Here is a 25725-nt window from a genome sequence, read left to right on the forward strand (position 1 = left end):
GATGAACGACATCATCAGCCTGGACTCGGTGCGTCGTGGGCGCGGTCGCGTCGCGGCGCCCCAGTCCGGGGCTGAGGTGGAGGCCGAGGTCACGCCCGGAGAGAGTGCACCGGCCGAGGAATGGTACTCGGCGCCGCCCGGCGCCACGGAAGGGCGGCGTTCGACGAATCATCCGGCCGGGCGGGCTCGCCGGCCTCAGACTCCGGACGCCCAGGCGGAGCCGCGGGCGGAATCCGTTCGCTCGCCGGCGACGCTCTCGGCCGTGTCGGCACTCGCACCGGTCGCCGTGCTGCCGGTCGTGCAGGAGGTGAGCGACGAAGAACGCTTGGAGCGGGTGAGCGACACCGTCATCCGGGCTCTCGGGCGTCGTCAACTCTCGGCCGACGAGACCCATGCGTTGCTGATGGCGCAAGGGGCCTCCGACGAAGAGGCAGTGGTGCTCGTGGCGCGCTACGAGGAGCTCGGATACCTCGACGATCTCGCGCTGGCGGAGTCGCTGGTGGAGCGACTGAGCGAACGCAACCACAAGAGCCGTTCGGTCATCTCCCGCGAGCTCATGGCGCGCAAGATTCCGGCAGCCTACGTGCAGGCCGCGCTCGAACAGCTCGACGAAGGAGAAGAGTTCGATCGTGCCCTGGAGGCCGCAGTGAAGAGAGCGGGCCAGCTGTCGTCCTACGACGACGCCACGGCCGAGCGTCGGCTGATCGGCTTCCTTACCCGACGGGGTTACACCTCGGGGGTCGTGCGCGAGGTCACCCGGCGAGCGTTGGCGGAGCGCAAGGGCTCGGGTGGGCCGCGTTTCCGCTGACGGTCAGGGTTTCAGGCCAGCGTTCGTAGAATAGACGAACCATGAGCACCGTCAGTGAAGCCCCCACCCTCATCGCGCCATCGGATGCGTCCCGTGATGCGTCGGGGCGGGCGCGTACCTACGAGGTGCGCACCTTCGGCTGTCAGATGAACGTGCACGACTCCGAACGCTTGAGCGGATCGCTCGAGGCGGCCGGCTATGTGCGGGCTGACGGCGTCGAGCCCGACGTGGTGGTCATCAACACCTGCGCCGTTCGGGAGAACGCCGACAACAAGCTCTACGGCAATCTCGGTCATCTCGCCTCGGTGAAGCGACGGCACGAGGGCATGCAGATCGCGGTCGGTGGCTGCCTCGCGCAGAAAGACAAGAACGTCATCCTCGACAAGGCCCCGTGGGTCGATGTCGTGTTCGGAACCCACAACATGGGAGCGCTGCCGAGCCTGCTCGAACGTGCACGTCACAACGACGAGGCGCAGATCGAGATCCTCGAATCGCTCGAGACCTTCCCTTCGACGCTGCCCACCAAACGCGACTCCACCTACAGCGGGTGGGTCTCCATCTCGGTCGGTTGCAACAACACCTGCACGTTCTGCATCGTGCCCTCCTTGCGTGGCAAGGAGAAAGACCGGCGGCCAGGTGAGGTGCTCGCCGAGATCCAGTCCCTGGTCGACGACGGGGCCATCGAGGTCACGCTCCTCGGCCAGAACGTCAACTCCTACGGCGTGGAGTTCGGCGACCGCTTCGCCTTCGGCAAGCTGCTGCGGGCCGCGGGTCAGATCGAAGGCTTGGAACGCATCCGCTTCACCAGTCCGCATCCGGCGGCGTTCACCGACGACGTCATCGATGCGATGGCAGAGACCCCGTCGGTGATGCCACAGCTGCACATGCCGCTGCAATCCGGGTCCGATCGCATCCTGCGGGCGATGCGTCGCTCCTACCGGTCGGCGAAGTTCCTGGGAATTCTCGACCGGGTGCGCGAGAAGATCCCGAACGCGGCGATCACCACCGACATCATCGTCGGCTTCCCGGGAGAGACCGAGGAGGACTTCCTCGAGACGATGCGCGTGATCGAGCAGGCGCGGTTCGCGTCGGCGTTCACCTTCCAGTACTCCATCCGGCCCGGCACACCCGCCGCCACCCTGCCCGACCAGGTTCCGCACGAGGTGGTGCAGGAGCGTTATGAGCGCCTCGTGGCGCTGCAGGAGCGCATCTCCTTCGAAGAGAACCAGAAGCTCATCGGCACCGAGGTCGAGCTCGTCGTCGCGAACGGCGAGGGCCGCAAAGATTCGGAGACCCATCGGCTGAGTGGCCGCGCCCGCGACAGCCGGCTCGTGCACTTCGAACTGCCCGAGGGGTCGGTACGCCCCCGCCCCGGCGATGTCGTCACCGTTGCGGTCACGCAGGCGGCGCCCTTCCACCTCATCGCCGACAGCGACGGCACCCCTCTCTCCGTTCGCGCCACCCGCTCCGGCGACGCCTGGGACCGGGCCGAGGCGGCCTCCTGCGCCGTGCCCGCCCCGGGCGGCGACCAGGCGGTGGGTGGCTCCGCTCCCGGTCGCGTGTCGCTGGGTCTGCCCGGCCTTCGCGTCGGGGCTCCCGCGGTCGACGCCGATCGGGTCACCACCATCCCGATCTACAGCTCGACCGACGACCTGCGCAGGTAGCGCAAGCATGCCCGCCGCTGCCGAGCCGCCCGCGCGCCGGGCGCCCGTCGGCCGCCCCGCTGACGATCCGTCTATCGCGTTTGCACCCGCCGGCTCCTCCGAGGGCGACGAGGATGTCGATCCTGCGTCTGCGGCCCGCAACGCTACCGATCCGTCCCGTAGTACTGACTCTCCGGCGGGCGACCGGCCGGCACTTCCGGCATCCATGGCCGGCGCGGTCGCTGGTCCCTCCGCTGGCGCCCTACCTTTCGGGTCCGTCGGCGCTGATCCGTCGGTTGCGGCCGGTGTCGACGCTGCATCGGGGCGGGCCGAGGTGGTCGCGGTGGTCGGGGCCACGGGTACCGGCAAATCCGAGCTGTCGCTGGCGATCGCCGAGCGACTGGCCGCGGCCGGGGGCGCGGCCGAGGTCGTCAACGCCGACGCCATGCAGCTCTACCGGGGTATGGACATCGGCACGGCCAAGCTGAGCGAGGCCGACCGCCGCGGCATCCCGCACCACCTCCTCGACGTGCTCGAGGTGACCGATGAGGCCTCCGTCGCCGCTTACCAACGAGATGCGCGCGCGGCTGTCGACGACATCCTCGCCCGCGGACGCACCCCCATCCTGGTCGGCGGGTCGGGCCTCTACGTCTCTTCCGTACTCTTCGACTTCCGCTTCCCGGCGCGCGACGAGGAGGTGCGCGCCCGGCTCGAATCCGAGCTGAGCGAGAACGGGGTGCGCGTGATGTACGAGCGGCTGAAGGCGATCGACCCGGTCGCCGCACGGTCGATCGGCCAGTTCAACGGGCGGCGCCTGGTGCGCGCGCTCGAGGTGGTCGAGCTCACCGGCAGTCCGGTCGCCGGCACTCTGCCCGACGAGCCGGTGCTCTGGCGGCCGGCCACGATCATCCGTCTTGGCGTCGAACGCAGCCGCCTGGTGCCGCGACTGGACGCCCGGGTCGAGCGGATGTGGGCGGCGGGCCTGGTCGAGGAGGTCGCGTCCCTGGCGGCTCACGGGCTCCGCGACGGCACCACGGCCGCGCGCGCGATCGGGTACGCGCAGGCTCTGGCGCAGTTCGACGGCACGATGTCGGAGGCCGAGGCGATCGCGGAGGCGCAGGCCCTCACCCGGCGCTACGCCCGCCGCCAGGTGAGCTGGTTCAAGCGCTACCCCGATGCCCTCGACGTCGACGCCCTCGCCCCACCCGACCTCGACCGCGCGGTCACACACGCGGCAGCCGCCGTCGCCCCCGCCTGACCCTCTGCCGCAAGCCCACCGACCCGTCAGTTGATGCCGTTATCCGTCGTCCAGAGCGGCACGAAGTGACGGATCGGCGCATCGAGGCGAGCACCACAACACACGGCGTTCACCGCGGGTGGCGCAGAGGGCCTCGCGACGGAGGCGCGCGGAGCGCCCCTAGACTTGAGGCATGCCAGCCGACCTCCACTTCACCAAGGGCCAGGGCACCGGAAACGACTTCGTGCTCTTCACCGACCCCGACGGTGAGATCGACCTCAGCCCCACCCAGATCGCCGCGATCTGCGACCGGCATTTCGGCGTCGGGGCCGACGGCATCCTCCGCGTCGTGCGCTCACGCAGCCTCGAGGCCGGCGCCGCGGCCCTCGCCGAAGACGACTCGGCCGAGTGGTTCATGGACTACTACAATGCCGACGGATCGCTCTCCGAGATGTGCGGCAACGGCATCCGCGTCTACACCCGCTACCTGCTCGACAACGGGCTGGCCACGCTGGCCCCGGGCGAGACCCTCGTCATCGGCACCCGCGGCGGCGTGCGCGACGTGCAGCTGAACAAGCTCGGCTTCCAGGTCGACCTCGGCCGCTGGCGCCTCGACGGCGGCGAGCCGCTGGTGCGGGCGAAGAACCTGCAGGTTGCCCGCCCCGGCCTCGGCATCAACATCGGCAACCCACACGTCGTGGTGGCCCTGGCCGACGACGACGAGCTCGACGAGGCCGACCTCACCTTCATCCCGCACCTCGAACCCGCGCCCATCGACGGCGCGAACGTCGAATTCGTGGTGCCGGGCGAACCGCTCGTGCGCGACGGCGTCGGGCACATCCGGATGCGCGTGCACGAGCGCGGGAGCGGCGAGACGTTGTCCTGTGGCACCGGTGCTGCGGCCGCTGCCTTGGCCACGCGCTACTGGGCGGGCGAGGGCGCGCCGAACAACTGGAGCGTCGCCGTTCCCGGCGGCGTGGTGGGCGTGCGGATGTTCCCCACCGAAGACGGCGAGCACGTCGCGCTCTCGGGCCCGGCCGAACTCGTCTACGAGGGCGACCTGGCGATCTAGCTCGAGCCGGCCGCGCCCCGGTTGCGCACCCGCAGCACCCGGAACGCCTTGTTGGTGGCCGTGCGCGTCACCGTGAGGCCGGGGAACTCCGCGTCGAGCCAGCGCTGCAGCGAATCCGAGCCCAGATTCTTCTGCACCACGAGCCAGGCGTCCGCCCCCTCTTCGAGGCGCGGAAGCCAGGAGCGCATCATCGAGTGCAGCACCTCTTTGCCCACCCGGATGGGTGGATTCGACCAGATCGTCATGAATCCGAGACCATCGGGAACATCCTCGGGGCGGCAGGCGTTGATATTCTCGAGACCCATGATGTGAGAATTCCTACGAACCAGATCCAGAGCGCGCTCGTTCACGTCGACCGCCCACACCGTCGCATGCGGTGATTCCAGGGCGAGTGAGAGTGCGATCGGGCCCCATCCGCATCCGAGATCCAGCAGATTCCCGCCGGGCGGAGGAGTGGGCACGTTCGCGAGGAGCACCTGGGTGCCGGTGTCGATCCGCTCCGGGCTGAAGATGCCCGATGCCGTCACGAGGCGGTAGCGGTCGCCCGACAGGGTGACGTCGATCTCACGGAGGGACAACTCTCCCGCCGGTTGCGCAGAGAAGTAGTGCTCGCCATCCATAGAGGGAATCTAGCAAACAAGGAGGCTAGTCTTGGCTGCAATGTCAGACCATGAAACCGTTGACACGGACACCACCGACGACGTCGTCGCCCGCGTGCTGTCGAGCGCCGAGACCCGGTCGAGCGGCTATTCGCTGTTCGCCACCGGTTCGGCGCAGGCACTTCAGCGCCCCGAGACCGCGGATGCGCCGGGTTCCGGCTACGACGGCGACCAGTTCGACCGCGAAGACCGTCAATCCCTCCGGCGCGTGGCCGGGCTCTCCACCGAGCTCGAAGACGTCACGGAGGTCGAGTACCGCCAGCTCCGCTTGGAGAACGTCGTCATCATCGGCGTCTACTCGCAGGGCACGCTGAGCGATGCGGAGAACTCGTTGCACGAGCTCGCCGCTCTCGCCGAGACCGCGGGAGCCGTCGTTCTCGACGGCCTGCTGCAGCGGCGGCCGCATCCCGATCCGAGCACCTATTTCGGCAAGGGCAAGGCGGAGGAGCTACGCGCCATCGTGCAGTCGCTCGGCGCCGACACCGTGATCGCCGACACCGAGCTGGCCCCGAGCCAGCGGCGCGCGCTCGAAGACGTGGTGAAGGTGAAGGTGATCGACCGCACGGCCGTGATCCTCGATATCTTCAGTCAGCACGCCAAGAGCCGCGAGGGCAAGGCGCAGGTCGAGCTCGCGCAACTCGAATACCTCCTCCCGCGTCTGCGCGGATGGGGTGAGTCGATGTCTCGCCAGGCCGGTGGACAGGTGGGTGGCGCGGGTGCCGGTATGGGTTCGCGCGGACCGGGTGAGACGAAGATCGAACTCGACCGTCGTCGCATCCACACCCGTATGGCGAAGCTGCGCAAGCAGATCGTGGCCATGAAGCCGGCGCGGGATGCGAAGCGGGCCAACCGCAAGCGCAACGCCGTGCCGAGCGTGGCGATCGCCGGCTACACCAACGCCGGAAAGTCGTCGCTGCTCAACCGGGTGACGAGCGCGGGCGTGCTGGTCGAGAACGCGCTGTTCGCGACCCTGGATGCCACCGTGCGCAAGTCGTCGACCGCCGACGGCCGGCCGTACACGCTCGCCGACACGGTGGGCTTCGTGCGGCAGCTGCCGCATCAGCTCGTCGAGGCGTTCCGGTCGACTCTCGAAGAGGTGGCCGATTCGGATGTCGTCGTGCACGTGGTCGACGGATCGCACCCCGATCCCGCCAGCCAGATCACGACCGTGCGCGACGTGCTCGGAGACGCGGGCGCCCGCGGCATCCCGGAGATCGTGGTGTTCAACAAGAGCGACCTGGTGTCGCCCGACGACCGCCTGGTGCTGCGCGGGCTCGAGCCGAACGCGATCTTCGTGTCGGCCCGCACCGGCGAGGGCATCCCGGAGCTGCTGGCGGCGATCGACGAGATCCTGCCGCGGCCGACCGTCGAGGTCGACCTGCTCGTTCCTTACGGGCGCGGTGACGTGGTCACCATGCTGCACGAGAAGAACACCGTCCTCAGCACCGAGTACGAGGAGGCGGGCACGCACGTGCGCGCCCTCGTGAATCCGGAGTTCGAGGAGCGGCTGGGGGAGTTCGCGGTCACGCGCTGATCACTCAGGGAGCCCGGGGCGTGTCTGTGCACGCCCCGGGCTTCTCGCTGTCTGGGGGCTTTCCGTCACATTCGGTCACAGGTCTGTCGCCTCCCGGCAGCCCTTGTTAGAGTCGGGGCATTCGCTGCCGCACCCGTGGCAGTTGGAGCGACAGCCGAGCCCGGCATCCGCCCACGAAGCGCCTTCGACCGCAGCCGGTCCTGAGCGCCGTGGTCGCGTGCGGCCTCGGAGCGACGGTCTTCTCAGCCGAGGCGTTCACCGCACTCGAGCGAGAGGGAGCCCGACCGATGTCCGCATCATCCGCCGCGTCGTCCTCCTCCAGCGCCTCGGAGCCCGACTGTCCCACCGTCCCGTTCTCCTTCGAGCTGTTCCCGCCGCGCTCCCAACAGGCGGCGCGTGCCGTCCGTGAGACGGTCGCGGTGCTCGCCGCCGCGCATCCGGAGTACATCTCCGTCACCTATGGCGCGAACGGATCGAGCCGTGACTCGTCGATCGATCTCCTGCGCTACATCCTCGAGACCACCACGGTGCGGCCGCTGGCGCACCTGACCTGCGTCGGTTCCTCGCATGCCGAGGCGACTACGATCATCCGCGAGTTCCTCGAAGCGGGAGTCTCGAGCTTTCTGGCTCTGCGCGGCGACCCGCCGCAGGGGTCCAGCGAAGACGAGATCGAGCTCGGCGACCTCGGCAGCGCCAGTGAACTGGTGCAGCTGATCCACCGGGTTCAGGCCGAGCGGATGCCCTACATCGAAGAAGACGTGCCTGGCCTTCCCCGGGCCTCGCGGGTGAAAGACGGTCGCCGCCGGCTCGAGGTGTCGGTCGCAGCGTTCCCGAAGGGCCATCCACGCTCGAGCGCCGGTTTCCACGACGTCGACGCGCTGCTCGCGAAGCAGGTCGCGGGCGCCGACTTCGCGATCACCCAGTTGTTCTTCCACGCCGACGACTACCTGGGCTTCGTCGAGCGCGCTCGGGCCGCCGACGTCACGATGCCGATCGTGCCCGGGATCATGCCGGTCACCACGCCCTCCCGGCTGCGACGAATCGCCGAGCTCTCCGGGCAAGACGTGCCCGGCGACCTGCACTCCGCCCTCGAATCCGCCCCCGACGACGATGCGCGGTTCCGGATCGGCGTCGCCCACGCCTCCGCCCTCGCCCGCGCGGTGATCGTCGGTGGCGCCCCCTCGCTGCACCTCTACACCTTCAACCAGCACCAAGCCGCACTCGCCGTCCTCCGCGAATGCGGGCTCGTCCCCTCCCCACCGATCAAGGAATACGCATGAGCAACCAGACCTCCTTCCCGGCCGGCACCATCCTCGGCTACCCGCGCATCGGCCGTCGCCGCGAACTCAAGAAGGCCGTCGAAGCCTTCTGGGCCGGAACGATCAGCGCCGACGAGCTCGAGAGCACCGCGGCGGGTCTTCGTTCGGCCACCAGGGCGCGACTCGTCGAGCTCGGCCTCGGTCAGAGCGACTCGTCGATCCCCGAGAGCTTCTCCTACTACGACCAGGTTCTGGATGCGGCGGTGACGGTCGGCGCCGTTCCGTCGCGGTTCGCCGACCTGGCCGATTCCGATGGGCGGATCGACCTCGCAGGCTACTTCACGATCGCGCGCGGAGAGGGATCTCGGGCGCCGCTCGAGATGACCAAGTGGTTCGACACCAACTACCACTACCTCGTGCCGGAGATCGGACCGGAGACGGCGTTCACGCTCGCGAGCGAGCGCATCCTCGACGAGTTCCTCGAGGCGAAAGCCGAGGGCTACCTCACCCGGCCGGCCATCGTCGGCCCGGTCACGTTCCTGCTGCTGAGCAAGGCGAGCGACGACGCGCCCGAGGGCTATCAGCCGCTCGACCGCCTGGCCGACCTGCTCCCGGTCTACCAGGAGCTGCTGGCGAAGCTGGCCGATGCGGGTGCCGAATGGGTGCAGCTCGACGAGTCGGGGCTGGTGAGCGAGAGCATCGACGTGCCGCGCGCGGCGACATTGGCCGCCGTCGAGACCGCCTACGCGACCTTGACCACGGGGGAGCGCCCGTCGATCTTCGTGGCCTCCGCCTACAACAGCCTCGACGACGCCCTGCCGGTGCTCGTCGCCTCCGGGGTCGAAGCGATCGGGCTCGACCTGGTGCGCGGCTCGCTCCCCGACGCGCTCGACCCCGCGCTCGGCCACCTCGGCGAGACCGTGCTCGTCGGCGGCGTGATCGATGGCCACAACATCTGGCGCGGCGACCTCGCGGCCGCCTACGACAAGCTCGAAGCACTCGGGCGGTTCACCTTCAACGTCTCGGTCTCGTCGTCGACCTCGCTCTTCCACCTGCCGCACGACGTCGAAGACGAGTCGAAGCTCGACCCGCGCCTGAAGTCGTGGCTGGCGTTCGCCGACCAGAAGGTGCGGCAGATCGCGACCCTGGCGCACGGACTCAGCGGCGGACGTGTGGTGATCGAAGAGGAGCTCGAGGCGGCGACCGCAGCTCTGGCCGACCGGCTGGCCGCCCCTGGTGTGCGCGATGGCGACGTGCGGGCGCGTGAAGCGGCGCTCGTCGGCAGCGACTTCGAGCGCGACGCCTACGCCGAGCGGCTCGAGGCCCAGGAGGCGGCGCTCGGGCTGCCGTTCCTGCCCACCACCACCATCGGCTCGTTCCCGCAGACCGGCGACATCCGCCGTGCCCGTGCCCGCTTCGTGAAGGGTGAGCTCTCTGCCGAGGAGTACACCGAGCTGATGCGTGACGAGATCCGGCGCGTGGTCGAGTTGCAGGAGGAGATCGGACTCGACGTGCTCGTGCACGGGGAGCCCGAGCGCAACGACATGGTGCAGTACTTCGCCGAGAACCTCGACGGGTTCGCGGTGACCGAGAACGGCTGGGTGCAGTCCTACGGCAGCCGGTGCACGCGTCCGTCGATCCTGTGGGGTGACGTGTCCCGGCCCGCGCCGATCACGGTCGACTGGTCGGTGTTCACGCAGAGTCTCACCTCGAAACCGGTCAAAGGCATGCTGACCGGACCGGTCACGATCCTCGCGTGGTCGTTCGTGCGCGACGACCAGCCGCTCGGCGAGACCGCGCGGCAGGTGGCCTTCGCGCTGCGCGACGAGATCCACGACCTCGAGGCCGCGGGCATCGGCATCGTGCAGGTCGACGAGCCGGCTCTCCGCGAGCTCCTGCCGCTGAAGAAGCGCGACCAGGACGCTTACCTCGAGTGGTCGGTGGGCTCGTTCAAGCTCGCGACCGCGGGGGTGCAGACCGCGACGCAGATCCACACGCACCTCTGCTATTCGGAGTTCGGCGTGGTGATCGACGCCATCCGCAAGCTGGATGCCGACGTCACCTCGATCGAGGCGGCGCGGTCCCGGATGGAGGTCGTGCACGACATCGAGGCGAGCGGCTTCGATCACGGGGTCGGCCCGGGCGTCTATGACATCCACTCGCCGCGCGTGCCGTCGGTCGACGAGGTCACCGAGCTGCTCGAGAAGGCGCTCGCGTCGATCCCGGAACGCCAGGTGTGGGTGAACCCCGACTGCGGTCTGAAGACCCGCGGCTACGACGAGACGGTGCAGTCGCTGCGGAACGTACTCGAAGCCACCCGTGCGGTGCGCGAGCGGGTCGGTTCGTCGGTGTAGCTGTTCGAAAACGCAAACGTCGCTTCATCCGAGCTCCCCAGAGGGTTGGATGAAGCGACGTTTGCGTTTCTGAACGCTTGTGGCGGCTCAGACAGCTCGGAGGACTGCCACGACCTTGCCCAAAACCGTCGCGAAGTCGCCGAGGATGGGCTCGAAGTTGCTGTTGCGGGGCAGCAGCCAGGTGTGCCCGTCGCGCTGACGGAAGACCTTCACGGTCGCCTCCTCGTCGAGCATGGCCGCCACGATGTCGCCGTTCTCGGCCGTGTTCTGCTGACGGATGACCACCCAGTCGCCGTCGCAGATCGCGGCGTCGATCATCGACTCGCCGACGACCTTCAACATGAAGAGGTCGCCGTTGCCGACGAGCTGGCGGGGGAGGGGGAAGACCTCGTCGACCTGCTGCTCCGCGGTGATCGGGATGCCCGCGGCGATGCGGCCGACCAGGGGAACGAGCGTGGCGTCGCCCACCGGGGGAGCGGAATCGATGTCCGGTGATGGATTCGCATCCACGCCCGGCACGTCGATCAGCACCTCCATCGCGCGCGGCCGGTTCGGGTCGCGCCGGAGGTAGCCGCTCAGCTCGAGCTGGTTGAGCTGATGGGTGACGCTCGACAGCGACGACAGCCCGACGGCGTCGCCGATCTCGCGCATGCTCGGCGGATAGCCGCGCGCGATCACCGAGCGCTGGATGACGTCGAGGATGGCGAGCTGCTTGTCGCTGAGGCTCTTGCGCCGCCGGGTGCGGCCCGCGTCGTTCGCCACGTCTACCTGCTTTCTGGTCGATCTGATCGCCCTCACCGCTTCAATGTCGGTGGCTGGTGATTGAGTTCTCCTGTTGATCGAAACTGTATCCGAGAACTGCTCGAAAACGTACATGAATTCGAGTGTGTCGCCGATGATCGGAGATTTTTCGACTTGACGACATCGAAATTCGAATATACATTCGGAACATAACTTCGCACCGGCGCTCCCGGCCGAGCGCCGGTGCGAAACCCTCAGGAGGAATCATGAGCATCGCAGCACCTCTCCACACCGCCTACGCTCCCGAATCGCGCCCTCAGACGTCGCGTCTTCGCATCACGGCGCGCGGTCGCAAGGTTCTCGCCGTGGTGATCGCGCTTCCCGTGATCACGGTGCTTGGTCTGCTCGCGATGTTCAGCGGAGGCTCCGCCATCGCCACGGGCAGCACGGGCGCGGCTGATTTCGACTACCTGACGGTTCAGGCCGGGCAGAGCCTCTGGGGCATCGCCGAGACGATCGCTCCGGATGCCGATCCGCGCGACGTGATCGCCGAGATCATGAGCCTCAACCAGCTGCACGAGTCGTCGGTGCAGCCGGGCCAGCGCATCGCCGTTCCCGCTGACCTGGCCGACTGACCCCGGGGTCGGCCGGCAGAGGCTGCCGGGCTCGCCCGGTAGAATTTCTCGGGTGACTTCACTCGATGACCTCCCCATTCGAGACGACCTGCGCGGTCTCAGCCCCTACGGTGCTCCGCACCTGCACCTGCCGGTGGAACTGAACGTCAACGAGAACACGCATCCCATTCCCGAAGACGTGGCGCGCGACATCATCGAGTCCATCGCCCGCGAACTGCTCACCGTCAATCGCTATCCCGACCGCGAGTTCACCGCCCTGCGCGACTCCCTCGCCGGCTACCTCGGCACAGGGCTCACGCGCGAGAACATCTGGGCTGCCAACGGCTCCAACGAGGTGCTGCAGCAGATCCTGATGGCGTTCGGCGGCCCGGGCCGTTCGGTGCTCGGCTTTCCGCCCACGTACTCCATGCACTCGATCATCGCTGCGGCCACCGGCACCCGCTGGATCGCGGGGGAGCGCGACGAAGGCTTCGAGATCTCGCCCGAGACGGCGGTCGACTGGATCGAGCGCACCAAGCCTGACATCGTGTTCTTCTGCTCGCCGAACAACCCCACCGGCACCGCGCTCGGGCTCGACACCATCGCCGCCGCCTACGACGCGACCGACGGCATCGTGGTGGTCGACGAGGCATACGCCGAGTTCACGCCGAGCGACGAACCGGATGCCCTGAGCCTGCTCGAAGGGCGCCCGCGCCTGATCGTCTCCCGCACCATGAGCAAGGCCTTCGCGTTCGCCGGTGCTCGGCTCGGCTATCTCGCAGCCGACCCGGCCGTGACGGACGCTCTCCGGCTCGTGCGGCTGCCCTACCACCTCTCCGCGCTCACCCAGGCGGCGGCCGTCGCGGCGCTCGCCCACGCCCCCGAGATGCTCGCCATGGTCGATGACATCAAGGCCCAGCGCGACCGCATCATCGACGGGCTGGCCGAGCTCGGCTACTCGCCCTGGCCGAGCGCGTCGAACTTCGTGCTCTTCGGCGGGGTCGACGACCCGGAATGGCTGTTCGACCGGCTGATCGAGCGGGGCATCATCATCCGCAACCTCAGCATCCCGGGTCACCTGCGGGTGAGCGCCGGCACGGAGGCCGAGACCAGCGCGTTCCTCGACGCGATGCGCGAACTGACGGCGCAGAGCGTCGAACGGCCTCTCGGTAGGATCGTTCCATGACTGAACCCCGCACCGCGCACCTCCAGCGGGAGACGAGCGAGTCGTCGATCGACCTCACGCTCGACCTCGACGGAACCGGCGTCTCCGACATCCAGACCTCGGTGCCGTTCTACGACCACTTGCTCACGGCGTTCGCGAAGCACTCCCTCACCGACCTGACAGTGCGTGCGAAGGGCGACATCGAGATCGACGTGCACCACACCGTCGAAGACGTCGGGATCGTGCTCGGCCAGGCCATCCGTCAGGCACTCGGTGACAAGAGCGGCATCTCGCGCTTCGGCGACGCACTCGTGCCGCTCGACGAGGCCTTGGTCCAGGCTGTGGTCGACATCTCGGGCCGGCCCTATCTCGTGCACACCGGAGAGCCTGCAGGCTTCGAATTCCACCTCATCGGCGGCCACTTCACGGGCGCCATGGTTCGCCACGTCTTTGAGGCCATCACCTTCAACGCCGGACTCACGGTGCACGTCACCGTTCTCGGCGGTCGCGATCCGCACCACATCGCCGAGGCCGAGTTCAAGGCCTTCGCCCGGGCATTCCGCCAGGCCAAAGCCCTCGACCCGCTGGTGAGCGGTGTGCCCTCCACCAAGGGGGCTCTGTGATCCGGGTGCGCGTATGAGTGAGCCGGCTCGCCGCCCGTCGGTCGTCGTGCTCGACTACGGCAGCGGCAACATCCACTCCGCCGCCAAGGCGCTCGAGCGCGCCGGAGCCGATGTCAGCGTCACCGCCGATCGAGTCGCCGCGATGGAGGCCGACGGCCTCGTCGTGCCCGGCGTCGGCGCCTTCAGCGCCGTGATGGAGCAGCTGAACGCCGTGCGCGGCGGCGAGATCATCGACAAGCGCCTGGCCGGGGGGCGCCCCGTGCTCGGCATCTGCGTGGGCATGCAGGTGATGTTCGCCGACGGCATCGAGCGCGGTGTCGACACCGAGGGCCTCGGTGAGTGGCCGGGCACGGTGGAGCGTCTCGATGCCGAGGTGGTGCCGCACATGGGCTGGAACACGGTCGAGGCGCCGGCCGATTCGGTGCTGTTCGACGGCATCCGCGATCAGCGCTTCTACTTCGTGCACTCCTACGCGGCGCAGGAGTGGCACCTCACCCCTGACAAGACGCACCGGCCGCCGCTGGTCACGTGGGCGGAGCATGGTTCGCGTTTCGTGGCGGCGGTGGAGAACGGACCGCTGTCGGCCACGCAGTTCCACCCGGAGAAGTCGGGAGACGCCGGCATCCGCCTGATGGCGAACTGGATCGACACCCTGCGGTAGATTTCCCAGGGGCGTTTTCGCGCCCGTTCCACAATTCCGAGGACATTCTTGATGAGCGAGTTCAACAAAGCGCCCGGTCTCGTGCTGCTTCCGGCCGTCGACGTCGCCGACGGCAAGGCCGTGCGGCTGACCCAGGGCAAGGCCGGCACCGAGACCAATCACGGCGACCCGGTCGACGCGGCGGCGGACTGGATCGCGCAGGGCGCCGAGTGGATCCACCTCGTCGACCTCGACGCGGCGTTCGGCCGGGGCAGCAACCTCGGCATCATCAAGAAGGTCATCCGTCAGGCGCGCGGCGTCAACGTCGAGGTCTCGGGAGGCATCCGCGACGACGAGAGCCTCGAGACGGCGCTCGAGTCGGGCGCCAAGCGCATCAACCTCGGCACCGCCGCCCTGGAGAACCCCGAGTGGGCGGCCAACGTCATCGCGCAGTACGGCGACGCGATCGCCGTCGGTCTCGACGTGCGGGGCACCACGCTCGCGGCCCGGGGCTGGACGCAAGACGGTGGCGACCTCTGGCAGGTCATGGACCGCCTCGAGGATGCCGGATGCGCGCGCTACGTGGTGACCGACGTCACGAAAGACGGCACCCTGAAGGGCCCGAACGTCGAACTGCTGCGTCAGGTGATGGAGCGCACGTCACGCCCTGTCATCGCTTCAGGCGGCATCTCGAGCCTCGACGACATCGCCGAGCTGCGTGCGCTCGTGCCGCTGGGCCTCGAGGGCGCGATCGTCGGGCGTGCGCTCTACTCGGGCGCATTCACCCTCGCCGAGGCGCTGGACGTGGCGTCTGACTGAGCGCGAGCAGCGCGAGCCCGGGCATCCGTCGCCCGAGCCCGCTGACTCGGCCGGCCAGCCCTGGAAGGGTCGGCACTTCGAGTCGCACGGCAGCGAGAGCGACGACGGCAGCGCGCCCGAGGAGCTGATCGCCGCGATCGCGCGCTTCCGCTCCGGTGACGCCACGCAAGACGTGGTCGTCGACGCGGTGCGGGGCGTGCGTCTGCTGGTGCCGCTGGTCGCCCACGCCGGTGACGAGGGCGTGACGGATGCGGGCCTCCGCGTCGACAAGACGCAGGAGCTCTCGCTGGTCACGGTCAGCGGTCCCGACGGTCGCCGAGTGCTGCCCGCCTTCACCTCGGTCGAGGCACTGGCGACCTGGAATCCGTCGGCCCGGCCGATCCCCGTCGCCGCACGACGGGCCGCGCTGGCGGCCGCGGCCGAGGACACCGAGCTCATCGTGCTCGATCCGGGATCGCCCACCGAGTTCGCCCTCCGCCGCCCGGCGGTCTGGGCGATCGCGCAGGATCTGCCGTGGCGGCCTGCAGTCACCGACCCCGCGGTCACCGAGGCCTTCGAGCGCTCGATCGTCGCGGAGCCCGCCGTCGCTGCGCTACGGCTGGTGGCGGGGGATCCGGATGCGCGGCTCAGCAGTCGCGAACTCGTCGTGCTGCTCGCGCTGCTGCCGGGGCTCGATCAGACGGCGCTGAGCGCTCTGATCGGTCGGTTGCAGGCATCCTGGGCGCAGGATGCGATCATCGCCGACCGGGTCGACTCGCTCGGCGTGAAACTGACCGCGGTCAGCTGACCGGGCCCGTGTACTTCTCGCCCGGCCCCTCGCCCACCGGATCCTGAATCGGCGACGCCTCGCGGAACGCCAGCTGAAGCGAACGAAGACCGTCGCGCAGGCTCCGCGCGTGCTGGTCGCCGAGGAACGGGGCGGATGCCGTGACGAGTCCGGCGAGGGCGGTGATGAGCTTGCGCGCCTCGTCGAGGTCGGTCTCGACATCCGGGTCGTCGGAGAGTCCGCATTTCACCGCGGCGGCACTCATCAGGTGCACCGCGGTGGTGGTGATGACCTCGATCGCGGGCACTTCTGCGATGTCCCGGATCGCGCTGGCATCATCGAAATCGCTCATCGCGAGACATCCTTACTGTTTCGGCGAGTCTCTGCTAAACTCTCTGAGGCTCTGGGACCGTATGGTCTCAGCACGAAAGTGGAGAATCTCCCACCCGCGCATACCGCTTCATTAGGTTACCGGGTCGATTGCACTCCCTGTGTTTATGGTTCGGCCTTCGGTCGACACAGATGCGCAGAGTCAGGGTGCGGTTTGTAATGGTGTGTGGTGCGGGTGACCGGAGCGCACATGCGGGATTCCTGATGCTTTCGTGACAACGAACGAAACTAAGGAGTAACGCATCAGCGATCCCCGTACAAACGACCGTATTCGAGTTCCCGAGGTCCGCCTCGTGGGGCCAGGCGGCGAGCAGGTCGGCGTCGTCAGCATCGATGTCGCCCTTCGGCTTGCCCAGGAAGCGGATCTCGACCTCGTCGAGGTCGCACCCAACTCCAAGCCCCCGGTCGCGAAGATCATGGACTACGGAAAGTTCAAGTACGAAGCCGCGCAGAAGGCGAAGGAAGCCCGTCGCAACCAGGCGAACACCATCCTCAAAGAGGTGCGTTTCCGTCTGAAGATCGACGTCCACGACTACGAGACCAAGCGCAAGCGTGCCGAGGGCTTCCTCAAGGCCGGCGACAAGGTGAAGGCCATGATCCTGTTCCGCGGCCGCGAGCAGTCCCGCCCCGACCAGGGTGTGCGCCTGCTGCAGCGCTTCGCCGAAGACGTGGCCGAATTCGGAACCGTCGAGTCCAGCCCCACCATCGACGGCCGCAACATGGTGATGGTCATCGGCCCGCTGAAGAACAAGTCCGAGGCCAAGGCCGAGGCGAACGCGAAGCGCGACGCCTCGAAGGCCCGCAACCACGAATCAGCTCCGGCTGAAACCTCCACTCCGGCCGAACCGGCCGAGTAACCGAGCCAGAACACACAAGGAGAACCCATGCCCAAGATGAAGACCCACTCCGGGTCCAAGAAGCGTTTCAAGGTCACCGGAAGCGGCAAGATCATGAAGCAGCAGGCCGGTATGCGCCACAACCTGGAGGTCAAGGCCCCGGGGCGCAAGGCTCGCCTGAACAAAGACCAGGTGCTGTCCAAGGCCGACACCAAGGTCGCCAAGAAGCTTCTCGGCCTGTAGTCACCGACTGCCGCCGACCAGAGACCAGAAGGAATAAAGAACAATGGCAAGAGTCAAGAGGGCCGTCAACGCCCACAAGAAGCGTCGCGTCATCCTCGAGCGCGCAGAGGGCTACCGCGGTCAGCGGTCGCGTCTCTACCGCAAGGCCAAGGAGCAGGTCACCCACTCCCTCGTCTACTCCTACCGTGACCGCCGTGCGCGCAAGGGCGACTTCCGCCGTCTGTGGATCCAGCGCATCAACGCTGCGTCGCGTCAGAACGGCCTGACCTACAACCGCTTCATCCAGGGCCTCGCCCTGGCGGGCATCGAGGTCGACCGCCGCATCCTCGCGGAGCTGGCCGTCAACGAGCCGGCGACCTTCGCCGCATTGGTCGAGAGCGCGAAGTCGGCCCTGCCGGCCGACACCTCGGCGCCGAAGAGCGCTGCGTAGTCAGAACCCTCACAACAGAACAAAAGAGAGCGCCACATGCTTGACAATCCGCGATCACCTCGCGTTCGGGCAGTGGCGAAACTCGCCAAGAAAGGAGCCCGGTCCGAGACCGGGCTCTTTCTCTTGGAGGGGCCCCAGTCCGTGTCCGAGGCCCTGGTCTACAGCCCCCACCTGCTCGTCGAGCTCTTCGCCACCCCCACGGCGCTCGAGCGCTACACCGAGATCGCCCAGGCGGTGGCGGATGCCGGCATCGACGTCGAGTTCGTCACCGAGCAGGTGCTCGACACCATGGCCGACACGGTGACGCCCCAGGGCTTCGTGGCGGTCTGCCGGCAGTTCCCTACCGCGGTGAAAGACATCTTCGCGGCCGGGCCCCGGTTGATCGCGGTTCTCGAAGAGGTCCGCGACCCCGGCAACGCGGGCACGATCATCCGAGCGGCGGATGCGGCGGGTGCGGATGCCGTCATCCTCACCGGCCGCTCCGTCGACCTCTACAACCCGAAGGTCGTCCGTTCCACCACCGGGTCGCTCTTCCACCTGCCGGTCGCCATGGAGGCGACCCTCTCCGACGTGGTGGAACGTGCGCGTGAGGCGGGCCTGCAGACGCTCGCCGCCGACATCAAGGGCGACGACCTGCTCGACGTTCGCACCGCCGGCCTCCTCGGCAAGCCCACTGCTTGGGTCTTCGGCAACGAAGCGCGCGGTCTCGCCGACGAGCACCTCACCCTGGTCGATCGTGCCGTCTCGCTGCCGATCTACGGTCAGGCCGAGTCGCTGAATCTCGCGACCGCCGCATCCGTCTGCCTCTACGAGAGCGCCTTCGCCCTGCGTTCCTGAGGCTGCTCCGGCAGTCCGGGGCGTGTTTCGCTTCGGTTACAGTAGTCGATTACTCATTGCTGTCCCCCGAAGGGGTGTGGTTGGGTAAAGCATCATGGATGCGAAAAACACCCCCGTTCGAGGGACAGGGGGTGCTGCCGATCCTCTCGTCGTCATCGATCACGTCGACAAGCACTTCGGCGATCTCCACGTTCTGAAAGACATCGACACCACGGTCGCCCGCGGCGAGGTGGTGGTCGTCATCGGCCCGTCGGGCTCGGGCAAGTCCACGCTCTGCCGGGCGATCAACCGGCTCGAGACGATCGATTCCGGCACCATCTCCATCGACGGGAAGGTCCTGCCCAGCGAGGGCCGGGAGCTCGCGACGCTGCGGGCCGACGTGGGGATGGTGTTCCAGTCCTTCAACCTCTTCGCCCACAAGACGGTGCTCGAGAACGTGACCCTCGCGCCGATGAAGGTGCGCAAGCTCTCGAAGAAGGCCGCCGAGACCCGCGGGATGGCGCTGCTCGAGCGGGTGGGCGTCGCCGACCAGGCGAAGAAGCTCCCTGCGCAGCTCTCCGGCGGCCAGCAACAGCGCGTGGCCATCGCCCGATCGCTCGCGATGGAGCCGAAACTCATCCTGCTCGACGAACCGACCAGCGCTCTCGACCCCGAGATGATCAACGAGGTTCTCGACGTCATGGTCGGGCTCGCGAAAGACGGCATGACCATGATCGTCGTGACGCACGAGATGGGCTTCGCCCGCAAAGCGGCCGACCGCGTGATCTTCATGGCCGACGGCCGCATCGAAGAAGAAGCGGCACCGGAGCAGTTCTTCGGCGCCCCACGATCACCGAGAGCGAAGGATTTCCTCTCGAAGATCCTCGCCCACTAGGCGGGAACATCCCCGCGCACAGCCGTTGCGGGGAGCACGCACACAGCACCAGCTGAACAGCACGAAGAGAGGTACGAACCATGAGGCACACGAAGCTGTCGTTCTTCGCACTCGCCGCGGCCACCGCGGTCGTCCTGACCGGATGCGCGGGGTCGACCGATCCCGCCGCCGACGAGTCCGCGTCCACCCCCGACCCGGCGCCGACCTTCGCCGCCGGGTCGACCATGGAGGCGCTCTCCGAGGCCGGAACCATCACCATCGGCACCAAGTTCGACCAGCCGCTCTTTGGGTTGATGGGGCCCGACAACGTGCCGGTCGGTTTCGACATCGAGATCGGCAAGCTCATCGCGTCGAGTCTCGGCATCCCCGACGACAAGATCGTCTGGAAGGAGGCCGTATCGGCCAACCGCGAACCGTTCATCCAGAACGGCGAGGTCGACATCGTCGTGGCCACCTACACGATCAACGACAAGCGCAAAGAGGTCGTCTCCTTCGCCGGCCCCTATTACATGGCCGGACAGTCGATCCTCGTGAAGGCCGACAACGACGACATCAAGACTGAAGACGACCTGGTGGGGCAGCCCGTCTGTTCGGTCACCGGATCGACCCCGGCCGCGAAGCTCGCAGAGATCGGCGCCGAACCGCTGCTCACCGACACCTACACGAACTGCCTCGAGCCGCTGCGCAGTGGTCAGGTGGTGGCGGTGTCGACCGACAACGTCATCCTGGCCGGCCTCGCCGCTCAGAACGAGGGCGAGTTCAAGGTGGTCGGCAAGCCGTTCACCGAGGAGCCCTACGGCATCGGCCTCGCGCTTGACGACACCGAGTTCCGCGACTACATCAACGATGTGCTCGAGGCGTCCTTCGAAGACGGGAGCTACCAGAAGGCCTGGGATTCCACGGCAGGTCAGGTGCTGGAGTTCGTCGACCCGCCTGCGGTCGACCGCTACTGAGGCCGATCGTCGCCAGAGGAACGGCTGCCACCACATGACTGACTGCTGCCAACCGAACGGATGCGGATGAACGCCATCATCGAGAACCTGCCACGGTTCCTCGACGGATTCGGCATGACTCTGCTGCTGCTCGTGGTGTCGGGCGCGGGCGCGCTCGTGCTCGGCACCGTGGTGGCGGCCATGCGCATCGCACCGGTGCCCTCGTTGAACGGCTTCGCGGCCTTCTACACCGAGACCTTGCGCAACACCCCGCTCACGCTGGTGCTGTTCTTCTGCGCGATCATCCTGCCCTACCTCGGCTCCACCCTGCCCTACCTCGCCTGCGCCATCATCGGGCTCACGCTCTACACCTCGCCCTTCGTGGCCGAGGCGTTGCGCTCGGGCATCAACGGGGTGCCGGTGGGGCAGGCCGAGGCGGCCCGGAGCCTGGGCCTCGGGTTCCGTCAGTCGGTGACCCTGATCATCTTCCCCCAGGCGTTCCGGATGGTCATCCCGCCGCTCATCAACCTGCTGATCGCCCTCACGAAGAACACCTCGGTGGCGGGCGGCTTCTTCGTGGTGGAGCTGTTCACGGTGGCCAAAGAGCTCGCGAACGCGAACGGCAACGCCGTGATCGCCATCCTGCTGGCGATCGCCGCGTTCTACCTGGTGATCACGATTCCACTCGGCATCCTCTCCGCGCGACTCGAACGACGATTGGCGGTGCAGCGATGAGCGCATCCGTTCTCTTCGACGCCCCTGGGCCCAAGACCCGCCGGCGGTCGCTGATCATCTCGCTGATCGTGCTCGCGCTCCTGATCGCGGGCGTGGTGTGGATCGCCTTCACGCTCGCTCAGCCGCGCGAATCGTCGGGCCTCACGCTGCCCGGCTACTTCGCTCCGAGCCGATGGGACATCTTCGCCGACCCGGTGGTCTGGGCGTTCATCGGCCGGGGGCTCCTGAACACGCTGCAGGCCGCGGCCATAGCGGCCGTCATGGCGCTCGTGATCGGCGTCCTCTTCGCGATGCTGCGCACCTCGGTGTACGCCGCGGTGCGCATCCCCACCACCGTCGTGCTGGAGTTCTTCCGCGGCATGCCCGTGCTGCTGATGATGCTGTTCATCCTGCTCGTCGCCTCGACCGGCGCGTTCTGGGCCGTGGTGATCGCGCTCGGCATCTACAACGGCGCCATCATCGGGGAGGCCCTGCGATCGGGGCTCGCCTCGCTGCCGCGCGGGCAGCGAGAGGCCGGGCTGAGTCTCGGCCTCACCCGGCTGCAGACGAAGGTGTCGGTCGAGTTCCCCCAAGCGTTCCGGCAGATGCTCCCGGTGATCGTGGCCCAGCTCGTGGTGCTGCTGAAAGACACCAGCCTCGGCTACATCGTGGGTTACAACGAACTGATCCGCACCACGATGAACAACCTCGCGAGCTTCTACGGCAACCGCTATCTGTTCTCGCTCTTCATCGTGACGCTCGTCATCTATCTCGCGGTGAACCTCTCGCTCTCCTGGGTGGCTCGACGCCTGGCCCGGCAGCGGAGGGGCGGGGCGGTTACGCCCGGAGCCGTGCCGCTCACCGGCGATGCCGGAATCGGCGGCTCATCGGTGATGGCCGGTGCATCCGACCCGGCGGATGCGACCACGGAGTGACGCGCCTGTAAACTTGTGACTCGTGTCTGAACCCATCGCAATAACCGAGTCGGCGGTGAGCGACGCGGTCGACGCAGCGCTCGCGGCGCTCGAAGCCGCCACCGATTCCGCGGCCCTCCGTGCCGTGCGCTCCGAGCACGCTGGCGAGCACTCGCCGCTGGCCGCGTTCAATGCGGCCATCAAGTCGCTTCCGGGCGACCAGAAGGCCGCCGCCGGCAAGCTCGTGGGCCAGGCGCGCGCCCGCGTGAACCAGGCGATCGCCACCCGCGAGACCGAGGTCGTGGCCCTCGAGGAGACGAAGCGCCTCGCCGACGAGGCGATCGACGTGACCGCCGTCGCCACCCGGCGCCGCATCGGGGCCCGCCATCCGCTCTCCCTGCTGCAGGACCGCATCGCCGACATCTTCGTGGGCATGGGGTGGGAGGTCGCCGAGGGCCCCGAGGTCGAGAGCGAGTGGTTCAACTTCGACGCCCTCAACTTCGACGCCGACCATCCGGCGCGCGCGATGCAGGACACCTTCTTCATCGATCCGCCGGAGTCGCACCTCGTGCTGCGCACGCACACGAGCCCCGTGCAGGTGCGCAGCCTGCTCGAGCGCGACCTGCCGGTCTACGTCATCGCGCCCGGCCGTGTCTACCGCACCGACGAGCTCGACGCCACGCACACCCCGGTGTTCAGCCAGGTCGAGGGCATCGCCATCGACAAGGGACTCACCATGGCGCACCTGCGCGGCACGCTCGAGCACTTCGCCCGCCAGATGTTCGGCGAGGAGGCGAAGATCCGTCTGCGCCCCAACTACTTCCCGTTCACCGAGCCGAGTGCCGAGATGGACGTCTGGCAGCCGAATGCCAAGGGCGGCGCGCGCTGGGTGGAGTGGGGCGGCTGCGGCATGGTGAATCCCAATGTGCTCCGCTCCGCCGGCATCGATCCCGATGAGTTCTCGGGCTTCGCCTTCGGCATGGGCATCGAGCGCACGCTCCAATTCCGCAACGACCTCAACGACATGCGTGACATGGTCGAGGGCGACGTGCGGTTCTCTCAGCAGTTCGGAATGGTGGTCTAGTCGTGCGGGTACCGATCAGCTGGCTCGCGGAGTACGTCGACCTTCCGGCCGACGCGAACGTCGCCGACATCCATGCCGCCCTCGTGAAGGTGGGTCTCGAAGAAGAGGGGTCGCACGACTTCGACCTCACGGGCCCGATCGTCGTGGGGCAGGTGCTCGAGTTCGTCGAGGAGCCGCAGTCCAACGGCAAGACCATCCGCTGGTGCCAGGTGCGCGTGGCGCCCGAGGGTCAGAACGCGGCCGACGGGGGAGCGGATGTCCGGGGCATCGTCTGCGGAGCCCGCAACTTCGAGATCGGCGACAAGGTGGTGGTGACGCTCCCGGGCGCCGTGCTGCCCGGCGGTTTCGCCATCGCGGCCCGCAAGACCTACGGTCATGTCTCCGACGGGATGATCGCGTCGGCGCGCGAGCTCGGTCTCGGCGACGACCACGACGGCATCCTGCGCCTCAGCACGATCGGCCTCGACCCCGAGGTGGGAACGGATGCGATCGCCCTGCTCGGGCTCGATGACGAGGCTGTCGAGGTCAACGTCACGCCCGACCGCGGCTACGCCTTCTCCATCCGGGGCATCGCCCGCGAGTACTCGCACTCGACCGGTGCGGCCTTCCGCGACCCGGTGGCGCGCGTCGCGCCGGCCGCCGGTACCGGCTTCCCGGTGGCCATCCACGACGAGGCTCCCATCCGCGGCCGCGTCGGCGCCACCGTCTTCATCACGCGCGTCGTGCGGGGCGTCGACCCCACGCGGCCGTCGCCGCCGTGGCTGGTGTCGCGACTGAAACTCGCGGGCATCCGGTCGATCTCACTGATCGTCGACATCACGAACTACGTGATGCTCGAGTTCGGCCAGCCCATCCACGGTTACGACCTGGACGCGCTGCAGGGCGGCATCGTCGTGCGTCGCGCCAACGAAGGAGAGACCCTCGAGACCCTCGACGGCCAGACCCGCACGCTCGACCCCGAAGACCTGCTGATCACCGACGACCGCGGGGCCATCGGTCTCGCCGGCGTGATGGGCGGAGCAGCCACCGAGATCTCCGACGCCACCACGAACGTGCTGATCGAGGCCGCGAACTTCGACCCGGTCTCGATCGCGCGCACCGCCCGCCGGCACAAACTGCCGAGCGAGGCTTCGCGTCGCTTCGAGCGCGGCGTCGACCCGAAGGTGGCCCAGCCCGCGGCGGCTCGCGTGGTGGAGCTGCTCGAGACGCTCGCCGGAGGCACGGCCGACGGTCTCGGCTCGGTGCACCACGAGCACCCGGAGCTCGGCTCGATCATGCTGCCCTTCGGCTACGTGCAGCGTCTGGTGGGCGTCGACTTCACGCCCGACGACATCGCGCGCTCGCTGGCCGAGATCGGATCGGTGGTCGAGGAGAACGCGGCCGGGTTCGAGGTCACGCCGCCGTCCTGGCGCCCCGACCTCATCGACAAGGCTTCGCTCGCCGAGGAAGTGGCCCGTATCGTGGGCTACGACCGCATCCCGAGCGTGCTGCCGGTCGCCCCGCCCGGGCGCGGCCTCACGGTCTCGCAGGTCACGCGCCGGCGCACCGCCGATGTGCTGGCCGCGGGCGGTCTCACCGAGGTGCTCGCCTATCCGTTCGTGAGCTCGGCGCAGAGCCAGGCATTCGGCAGCGCCGACGACGTCGAGGTGCCCGCGATCCGCGTGGCGAATCCGCTCGACTCCGAGGCGGCACTGCTGCGCACCTCGCTCCTGCCGGGGCTCATCGACATCGCGCGCCGCAACCTCTCCCGCGGGCTCACCGATCTCGCCCTCTTCGAGCTCGGGCTGGTCTTCAGCCCCGAGGCCGATCGGCAGTACGGGCAAGACGTGCTGCCGGTGGGTGCCGCTCTGCCGAGCGACGCCGACCTGGGTGAGCTGCACGCGGGCATCCCGCCGCAGCCGCGCCACGTGGGTGTGCTGCTGCTCGGCAACGCGGTCGACAAGCAGCCGGGTCAGCCTGCCGTTCCCGTCGGCGTCGCCGATGCGCTCGACGTGGTGCACCTGCTCGAGTCGGCGCTCGCGGTGAACCTGCGGGTCGAGCGGGGGCAGCACAAGTCGCTGCACCCGGGCCGCACCGCGGAGATCTTCGTCGAGACGGCCGCGGGCGAGAAGAGCGTCGGCTTCGCCGGCGAGCTCCTCCCGGCGCTCGCGCACGAACTCGACCTGCCACGCGTGGTCGCTCTCGCCGAACTCGACCTCGACGTGCTGATCGAGGCCGCCGGGTCGACCATCGAGGTGGCGCCGATCAGCGGCTTCCCTGCGGCAACGCAAGATCTCTCGCTCGTCGTGGGCGCCGACGTGCCCGCGGGCGACGTGCAGCGAGCGGTCGTCGAAGGCGCCGGAGAGCTGCTGGAGAACATCCGCCTGGTCGACGACTATCGCGGTGTCGGGCTTCCGGATGATGCCAAGTCGTTGACCTTCGCCCTCCGGTTCCGCGCACCCGATCGCACTCTCACGGCCGCCGAGGCCAGCGAGGCGAAACTCGCGGGTGCGGCCCGTGCCGCCGAGCTCCACTCGGCGACGGTGCGGGAATAGCGG

At 68.3% G+C, this 25725-nt stretch carries 26 protein-coding genes; 23 read left to right on the top strand and 3 right to left on the bottom strand.

The annotated features are described in order from the left end of the window. Position 1: 1 nt before the first annotated feature. The 4 genes from BLW00_RS18490 to dapF all read left to right on the top strand — a co-directional run bounded on the left by BLW00_RS18490 (position 2) and on the right by dapF (position 4760). Positions 2–808 (top strand): regulatory protein RecX, encoded by an 807-nt coding sequence (locus BLW00_RS18490; RefSeq protein WP_092556941.1) that lies wholly within the window; start codon positions 2–4, stop codon positions 806–808. A 41-nt stretch (positions 809–849) separates the two neighbouring features. Next, positions 850–2472, top strand: coding sequence for a tRNA (N6-isopentenyl adenosine(37)-C2)-methylthiotransferase MiaB (miaB, locus tag BLW00_RS18495; RefSeq protein WP_092556943.1), 1623 nt, complete (start codon positions 850–852; stop codon positions 2470–2472). Between the two features lie 313 nt (positions 2473–2785). Continuing rightward, on the top strand, positions 2786–3709 hold the full coding sequence (gene miaA, locus BLW00_RS18500) for a tRNA (adenosine(37)-N6)-dimethylallyltransferase MiaA (protein ID WP_407650979.1): 924 nt from the start codon (positions 2786–2788) through the stop codon (positions 3707–3709). A 172-nt stretch (positions 3710–3881) separates the two neighbouring features. Further along, positions 3882–4760 carry a diaminopimelate epimerase gene (gene dapF, locus BLW00_RS18505; RefSeq protein ID WP_092556947.1) on the top strand — a complete coding sequence of 293 codons (879 nt, stop codon included), beginning with the start codon at positions 3882–3884 and terminating at the stop codon, positions 4758–4760. Here the strand turns inward: dapF and BLW00_RS18510 are convergent. Next, positions 4757–5380 (bottom strand): class I SAM-dependent methyltransferase, encoded by a 624-nt coding sequence (locus tag BLW00_RS18510; protein ID WP_092556949.1) that lies wholly within the window; start codon positions 5378–5380, stop codon positions 4757–4759. The genes dapF and BLW00_RS18510 overlap by 4 nt on opposite strands. A gap of 40 nt (positions 5381–5420) precedes the next feature. On the opposite strand from BLW00_RS18510, the gene hflX reads away from it, so the two are divergent. From hflX to metE, 3 genes are all read left to right on the top strand, one after another. Continuing rightward, complete coding sequence (gene hflX / locus BLW00_RS18515) at positions 5421–6953, top strand: GTPase HflX (protein ID WP_092556951.1); 1533 nt, start codon at positions 5421–5423, stop codon at positions 6951–6953. 287 nt (positions 6954–7240) lie between these two features. Further along, positions 7241–8233 carry a methylenetetrahydrofolate reductase gene (locus BLW00_RS18520; protein ID WP_092557199.1) on the top strand — a complete coding sequence of 331 codons (993 nt, stop codon included), beginning with the start codon at positions 7241–7243 and terminating at the stop codon, positions 8231–8233. Beyond that, the gene (metE, locus tag BLW00_RS18525) at positions 8230–10566 is read left to right on the top strand and encodes a 5-methyltetrahydropteroyltriglutamate--homocysteine S-methyltransferase (RefSeq protein WP_092556953.1); all 2337 of its coding nucleotides are present in this window, start codon (positions 8230–8232) and stop codon (positions 10564–10566) included. Before BLW00_RS18520 ends, metE begins: the two co-directional genes overlap by 4 nt. A gap of 87 nt (positions 10567–10653) precedes the next feature. Here metE and lexA read toward each other — a convergent pair whose 3' ends face one another. Beyond that, on the bottom strand, positions 10654–11328 hold the full coding sequence (gene lexA, locus BLW00_RS18530) for a transcriptional repressor LexA (protein WP_245741675.1): 675 nt from the start codon (positions 11326–11328) through the stop codon (positions 10654–10656). Positions 11329–11573: 245 nt separating this feature from the next. Here lexA and BLW00_RS18535 point away from each other — a divergent pair, with 245 nt between their 5' ends. Genes BLW00_RS18535 through BLW00_RS18560 form a run of 6 tightly spaced genes read left to right on the top strand, consistent with a single transcriptional unit; the run spans position 11574 to position 15955 of the window. Further along, entirely contained in the window at positions 11574–11942 is a 369-nt protein-coding gene (locus BLW00_RS18535; RefSeq protein WP_092556957.1) for a LysM peptidoglycan-binding domain-containing protein, read from the top strand. 52 nt (positions 11943–11994) lie between these two features. Further along, a complete protein-coding gene (locus BLW00_RS18540; protein ID WP_092556959.1) occupies positions 11995–13107 on the top strand; it encodes a histidinol-phosphate transaminase in 1113 nt (370 codons plus the stop codon). Then, complete coding sequence (hisB, locus tag BLW00_RS18545) at positions 13104–13709, top strand: imidazoleglycerol-phosphate dehydratase HisB (protein WP_092556961.1); 606 nt, start codon at positions 13104–13106, stop codon at positions 13707–13709. The genes BLW00_RS18540 and hisB overlap by 4 nt, the downstream gene beginning before the upstream one ends. A gap of 13 nt (positions 13710–13722) precedes the next feature. Continuing rightward, the gene (gene hisH / locus BLW00_RS18550) at positions 13723–14370 is read left to right on the top strand and encodes an imidazole glycerol phosphate synthase subunit HisH (protein ID WP_092556963.1); all 648 of its coding nucleotides are present in this window, start codon (positions 13723–13725) and stop codon (positions 14368–14370) included. A 51-nt stretch (positions 14371–14421) separates the two neighbouring features. Next, on the top strand, positions 14422–15168 hold the full coding sequence (priA, locus tag BLW00_RS18555) for a bifunctional 1-(5-phosphoribosyl)-5-((5-phosphoribosylamino)methylideneamino)imidazole-4-carboxamide isomerase/phosphoribosylanthranilate isomerase PriA (RefSeq protein WP_092556965.1): 747 nt from the start codon (positions 14422–14424) through the stop codon (positions 15166–15168). After that, positions 15161–15955 carry an SseB family protein gene (locus tag BLW00_RS18560; RefSeq protein ID WP_092557201.1) on the top strand — a complete coding sequence of 265 codons (795 nt, stop codon included), beginning with the start codon at positions 15161–15163 and terminating at the stop codon, positions 15953–15955. Before priA ends, BLW00_RS18560 begins: the two co-directional genes overlap by 8 nt. Here BLW00_RS18560 and BLW00_RS18565 read toward each other — a convergent pair. Then, the gene (locus BLW00_RS18565) at positions 15948–16286 is read right to left on the bottom strand and encodes a DUF1844 domain-containing protein (RefSeq protein ID WP_245741676.1); all 339 of its coding nucleotides are present in this window, start codon (positions 16284–16286) and stop codon (positions 15948–15950) included. The two genes, BLW00_RS18560 and BLW00_RS18565, sit on opposite strands and share 8 nt — an antisense overlap. A 331-nt stretch (positions 16287–16617) precedes the next feature. Between BLW00_RS18565 and infC the strand changes: the two genes are divergently transcribed. The 10 genes from infC (at position 16618) to pheT (ending at position 25722) form a co-directional block, all read left to right on the top strand. Beyond that, entirely contained in the window at positions 16618–17181 is a 564-nt protein-coding gene (infC, locus tag BLW00_RS18570; protein ID WP_382307051.1) for a translation initiation factor IF-3, read from the top strand. 27 nt (positions 17182–17208) lie between these two features. Beyond that, positions 17209–17403: a 50S ribosomal protein L35 gene (rpmI, locus tag BLW00_RS18575; RefSeq protein ID WP_092556969.1), complete on the top strand. Its 195-nt coding sequence runs from the start codon at positions 17209–17211 to the stop codon at positions 17401–17403. A 43-nt stretch (positions 17404–17446) separates the two neighbouring features. After that, positions 17447–17833: a 50S ribosomal protein L20 gene (gene rplT, locus BLW00_RS18580; protein ID WP_092556971.1), complete on the top strand. Its 387-nt coding sequence runs from the start codon at positions 17447–17449 to the stop codon at positions 17831–17833. 36 nt (positions 17834–17869) lie between these two features. After that, positions 17870–18670 carry a TrmH family RNA methyltransferase gene (locus BLW00_RS18585; RefSeq protein ID WP_092556973.1) on the top strand — a complete coding sequence of 267 codons (801 nt, stop codon included), beginning with the start codon at positions 17870–17872 and terminating at the stop codon, positions 18668–18670. A gap of 94 nt (positions 18671–18764) precedes the next feature. Beyond that, positions 18765–19544 carry an amino acid ABC transporter ATP-binding protein gene (locus BLW00_RS18590; protein WP_092556975.1) on the top strand — a complete coding sequence of 260 codons (780 nt, stop codon included), beginning with the start codon at positions 18765–18767 and terminating at the stop codon, positions 19542–19544. Positions 19545–19624: 80 nt separating this feature from the next. After that, entirely contained in the window at positions 19625–20497 is an 873-nt protein-coding gene (locus tag BLW00_RS18595) for a glutamate ABC transporter substrate-binding protein (protein WP_092556977.1), read from the top strand. Positions 20498–20563: 66 nt separating this feature from the next. Next, positions 20564–21211, top strand: a complete 648-nt coding sequence (locus BLW00_RS18600) for an amino acid ABC transporter permease (protein WP_092556979.1) — start codon at positions 20564–20566, stop codon at positions 21209–21211. Then, positions 21208–22125, top strand: coding sequence for an amino acid ABC transporter permease (locus tag BLW00_RS18605; RefSeq protein ID WP_092556981.1), 918 nt, complete (start codon positions 21208–21210; stop codon positions 22123–22125). Before BLW00_RS18600 ends, BLW00_RS18605 begins: the two co-directional genes overlap by 4 nt. Before the next feature lie 22 nt (positions 22126–22147). Further along, on the top strand, positions 22148–23188 hold the full coding sequence (gene pheS, locus BLW00_RS18610) for a phenylalanine--tRNA ligase subunit alpha (RefSeq protein ID WP_092556983.1): 1041 nt from the start codon (positions 22148–22150) through the stop codon (positions 23186–23188). A 2-nt stretch (positions 23189–23190) separates the two neighbouring features. Next, positions 23191–25722 (top strand): phenylalanine--tRNA ligase subunit beta, encoded by a 2532-nt coding sequence (pheT, locus tag BLW00_RS18615; protein WP_092556985.1) that lies wholly within the window; start codon positions 23191–23193, stop codon positions 25720–25722. The last annotated feature ends 3 nt before the right edge of the window (positions 25723–25725 follow it).

It is taken from the genome of Herbiconiux ginsengi, from assembly GCF_900107435.1.
Classification (GTDB): Bacteria; Actinomycetota; Actinomycetes; order Actinomycetales; family Microbacteriaceae; genus Herbiconiux; species Herbiconiux ginsengi.

Coding starts and splice junctions, on each gene's coding strand:
- BLW00_RS18490 (WP_092556941.1), top strand. CDS start 2: ATGAACGACATCATCAGCCTGGACTCGGTGCGTCGTGGGCGCGGTCGC.
- miaB (WP_092556943.1), top strand. CDS start 850: ATGAGCACCGTCAGTGAAGCCCCCACCCTCATCGCGCCATCGGATGCG.
- dapF (WP_092556947.1), top strand. CDS start 3,882: ATGCCAGCCGACCTCCACTTCACCAAGGGCCAGGGCACCGGAAACGAC.
- BLW00_RS18510 (WP_092556949.1), bottom strand. CDS start 5,380: ATGGATGGCGAGCACTACTTCTCTGCGCAACCGGCGGGAGAGTTGTCC.
- hflX (WP_092556951.1), top strand. CDS start 5,421: ATGTCAGACCATGAAACCGTTGACACGGACACCACCGACGACGTCGTC.
- BLW00_RS18520 (WP_092557199.1), top strand. CDS start 7,241: ATGTCCGCATCATCCGCCGCGTCGTCCTCCTCCAGCGCCTCGGAGCCC.
- metE (WP_092556953.1), top strand. CDS start 8,230: ATGAGCAACCAGACCTCCTTCCCGGCCGGCACCATCCTCGGCTACCCG.
- BLW00_RS18535 (WP_092556957.1), top strand. CDS start 11,574: ATGAGCATCGCAGCACCTCTCCACACCGCCTACGCTCCCGAATCGCGC.
- hisB (WP_092556961.1), top strand. CDS start 13,104: ATGACTGAACCCCGCACCGCGCACCTCCAGCGGGAGACGAGCGAGTCG.
- hisH (WP_092556963.1), top strand. CDS start 13,723: ATGAGTGAGCCGGCTCGCCGCCCGTCGGTCGTCGTGCTCGACTACGGC.
- priA (WP_092556965.1), top strand. CDS start 14,422: ATGAGCGAGTTCAACAAAGCGCCCGGTCTCGTGCTGCTTCCGGCCGTC.
- BLW00_RS18565 (WP_245741676.1), bottom strand. CDS start 16,286: ATGAGCGATTTCGATGATGCCAGCGCGATCCGGGACATCGCAGAAGTG.
- rpmI (WP_092556969.1), top strand. CDS start 17,209: ATGCCCAAGATGAAGACCCACTCCGGGTCCAAGAAGCGTTTCAAGGTC.
- rplT (WP_092556971.1), top strand. CDS start 17,447: ATGGCAAGAGTCAAGAGGGCCGTCAACGCCCACAAGAAGCGTCGCGTC.
- BLW00_RS18585 (WP_092556973.1), top strand. CDS start 17,870: ATGCTTGACAATCCGCGATCACCTCGCGTTCGGGCAGTGGCGAAACTC.
- BLW00_RS18590 (WP_092556975.1), top strand. CDS start 18,765: ATGGATGCGAAAAACACCCCCGTTCGAGGGACAGGGGGTGCTGCCGAT.
- BLW00_RS18595 (WP_092556977.1), top strand. CDS start 19,625: ATGAGGCACACGAAGCTGTCGTTCTTCGCACTCGCCGCGGCCACCGCG.
- BLW00_RS18600 (WP_092556979.1), top strand. CDS start 20,564: ATGAACGCCATCATCGAGAACCTGCCACGGTTCCTCGACGGATTCGGC.
- BLW00_RS18605 (WP_092556981.1), top strand. CDS start 21,208: ATGAGCGCATCCGTTCTCTTCGACGCCCCTGGGCCCAAGACCCGCCGG.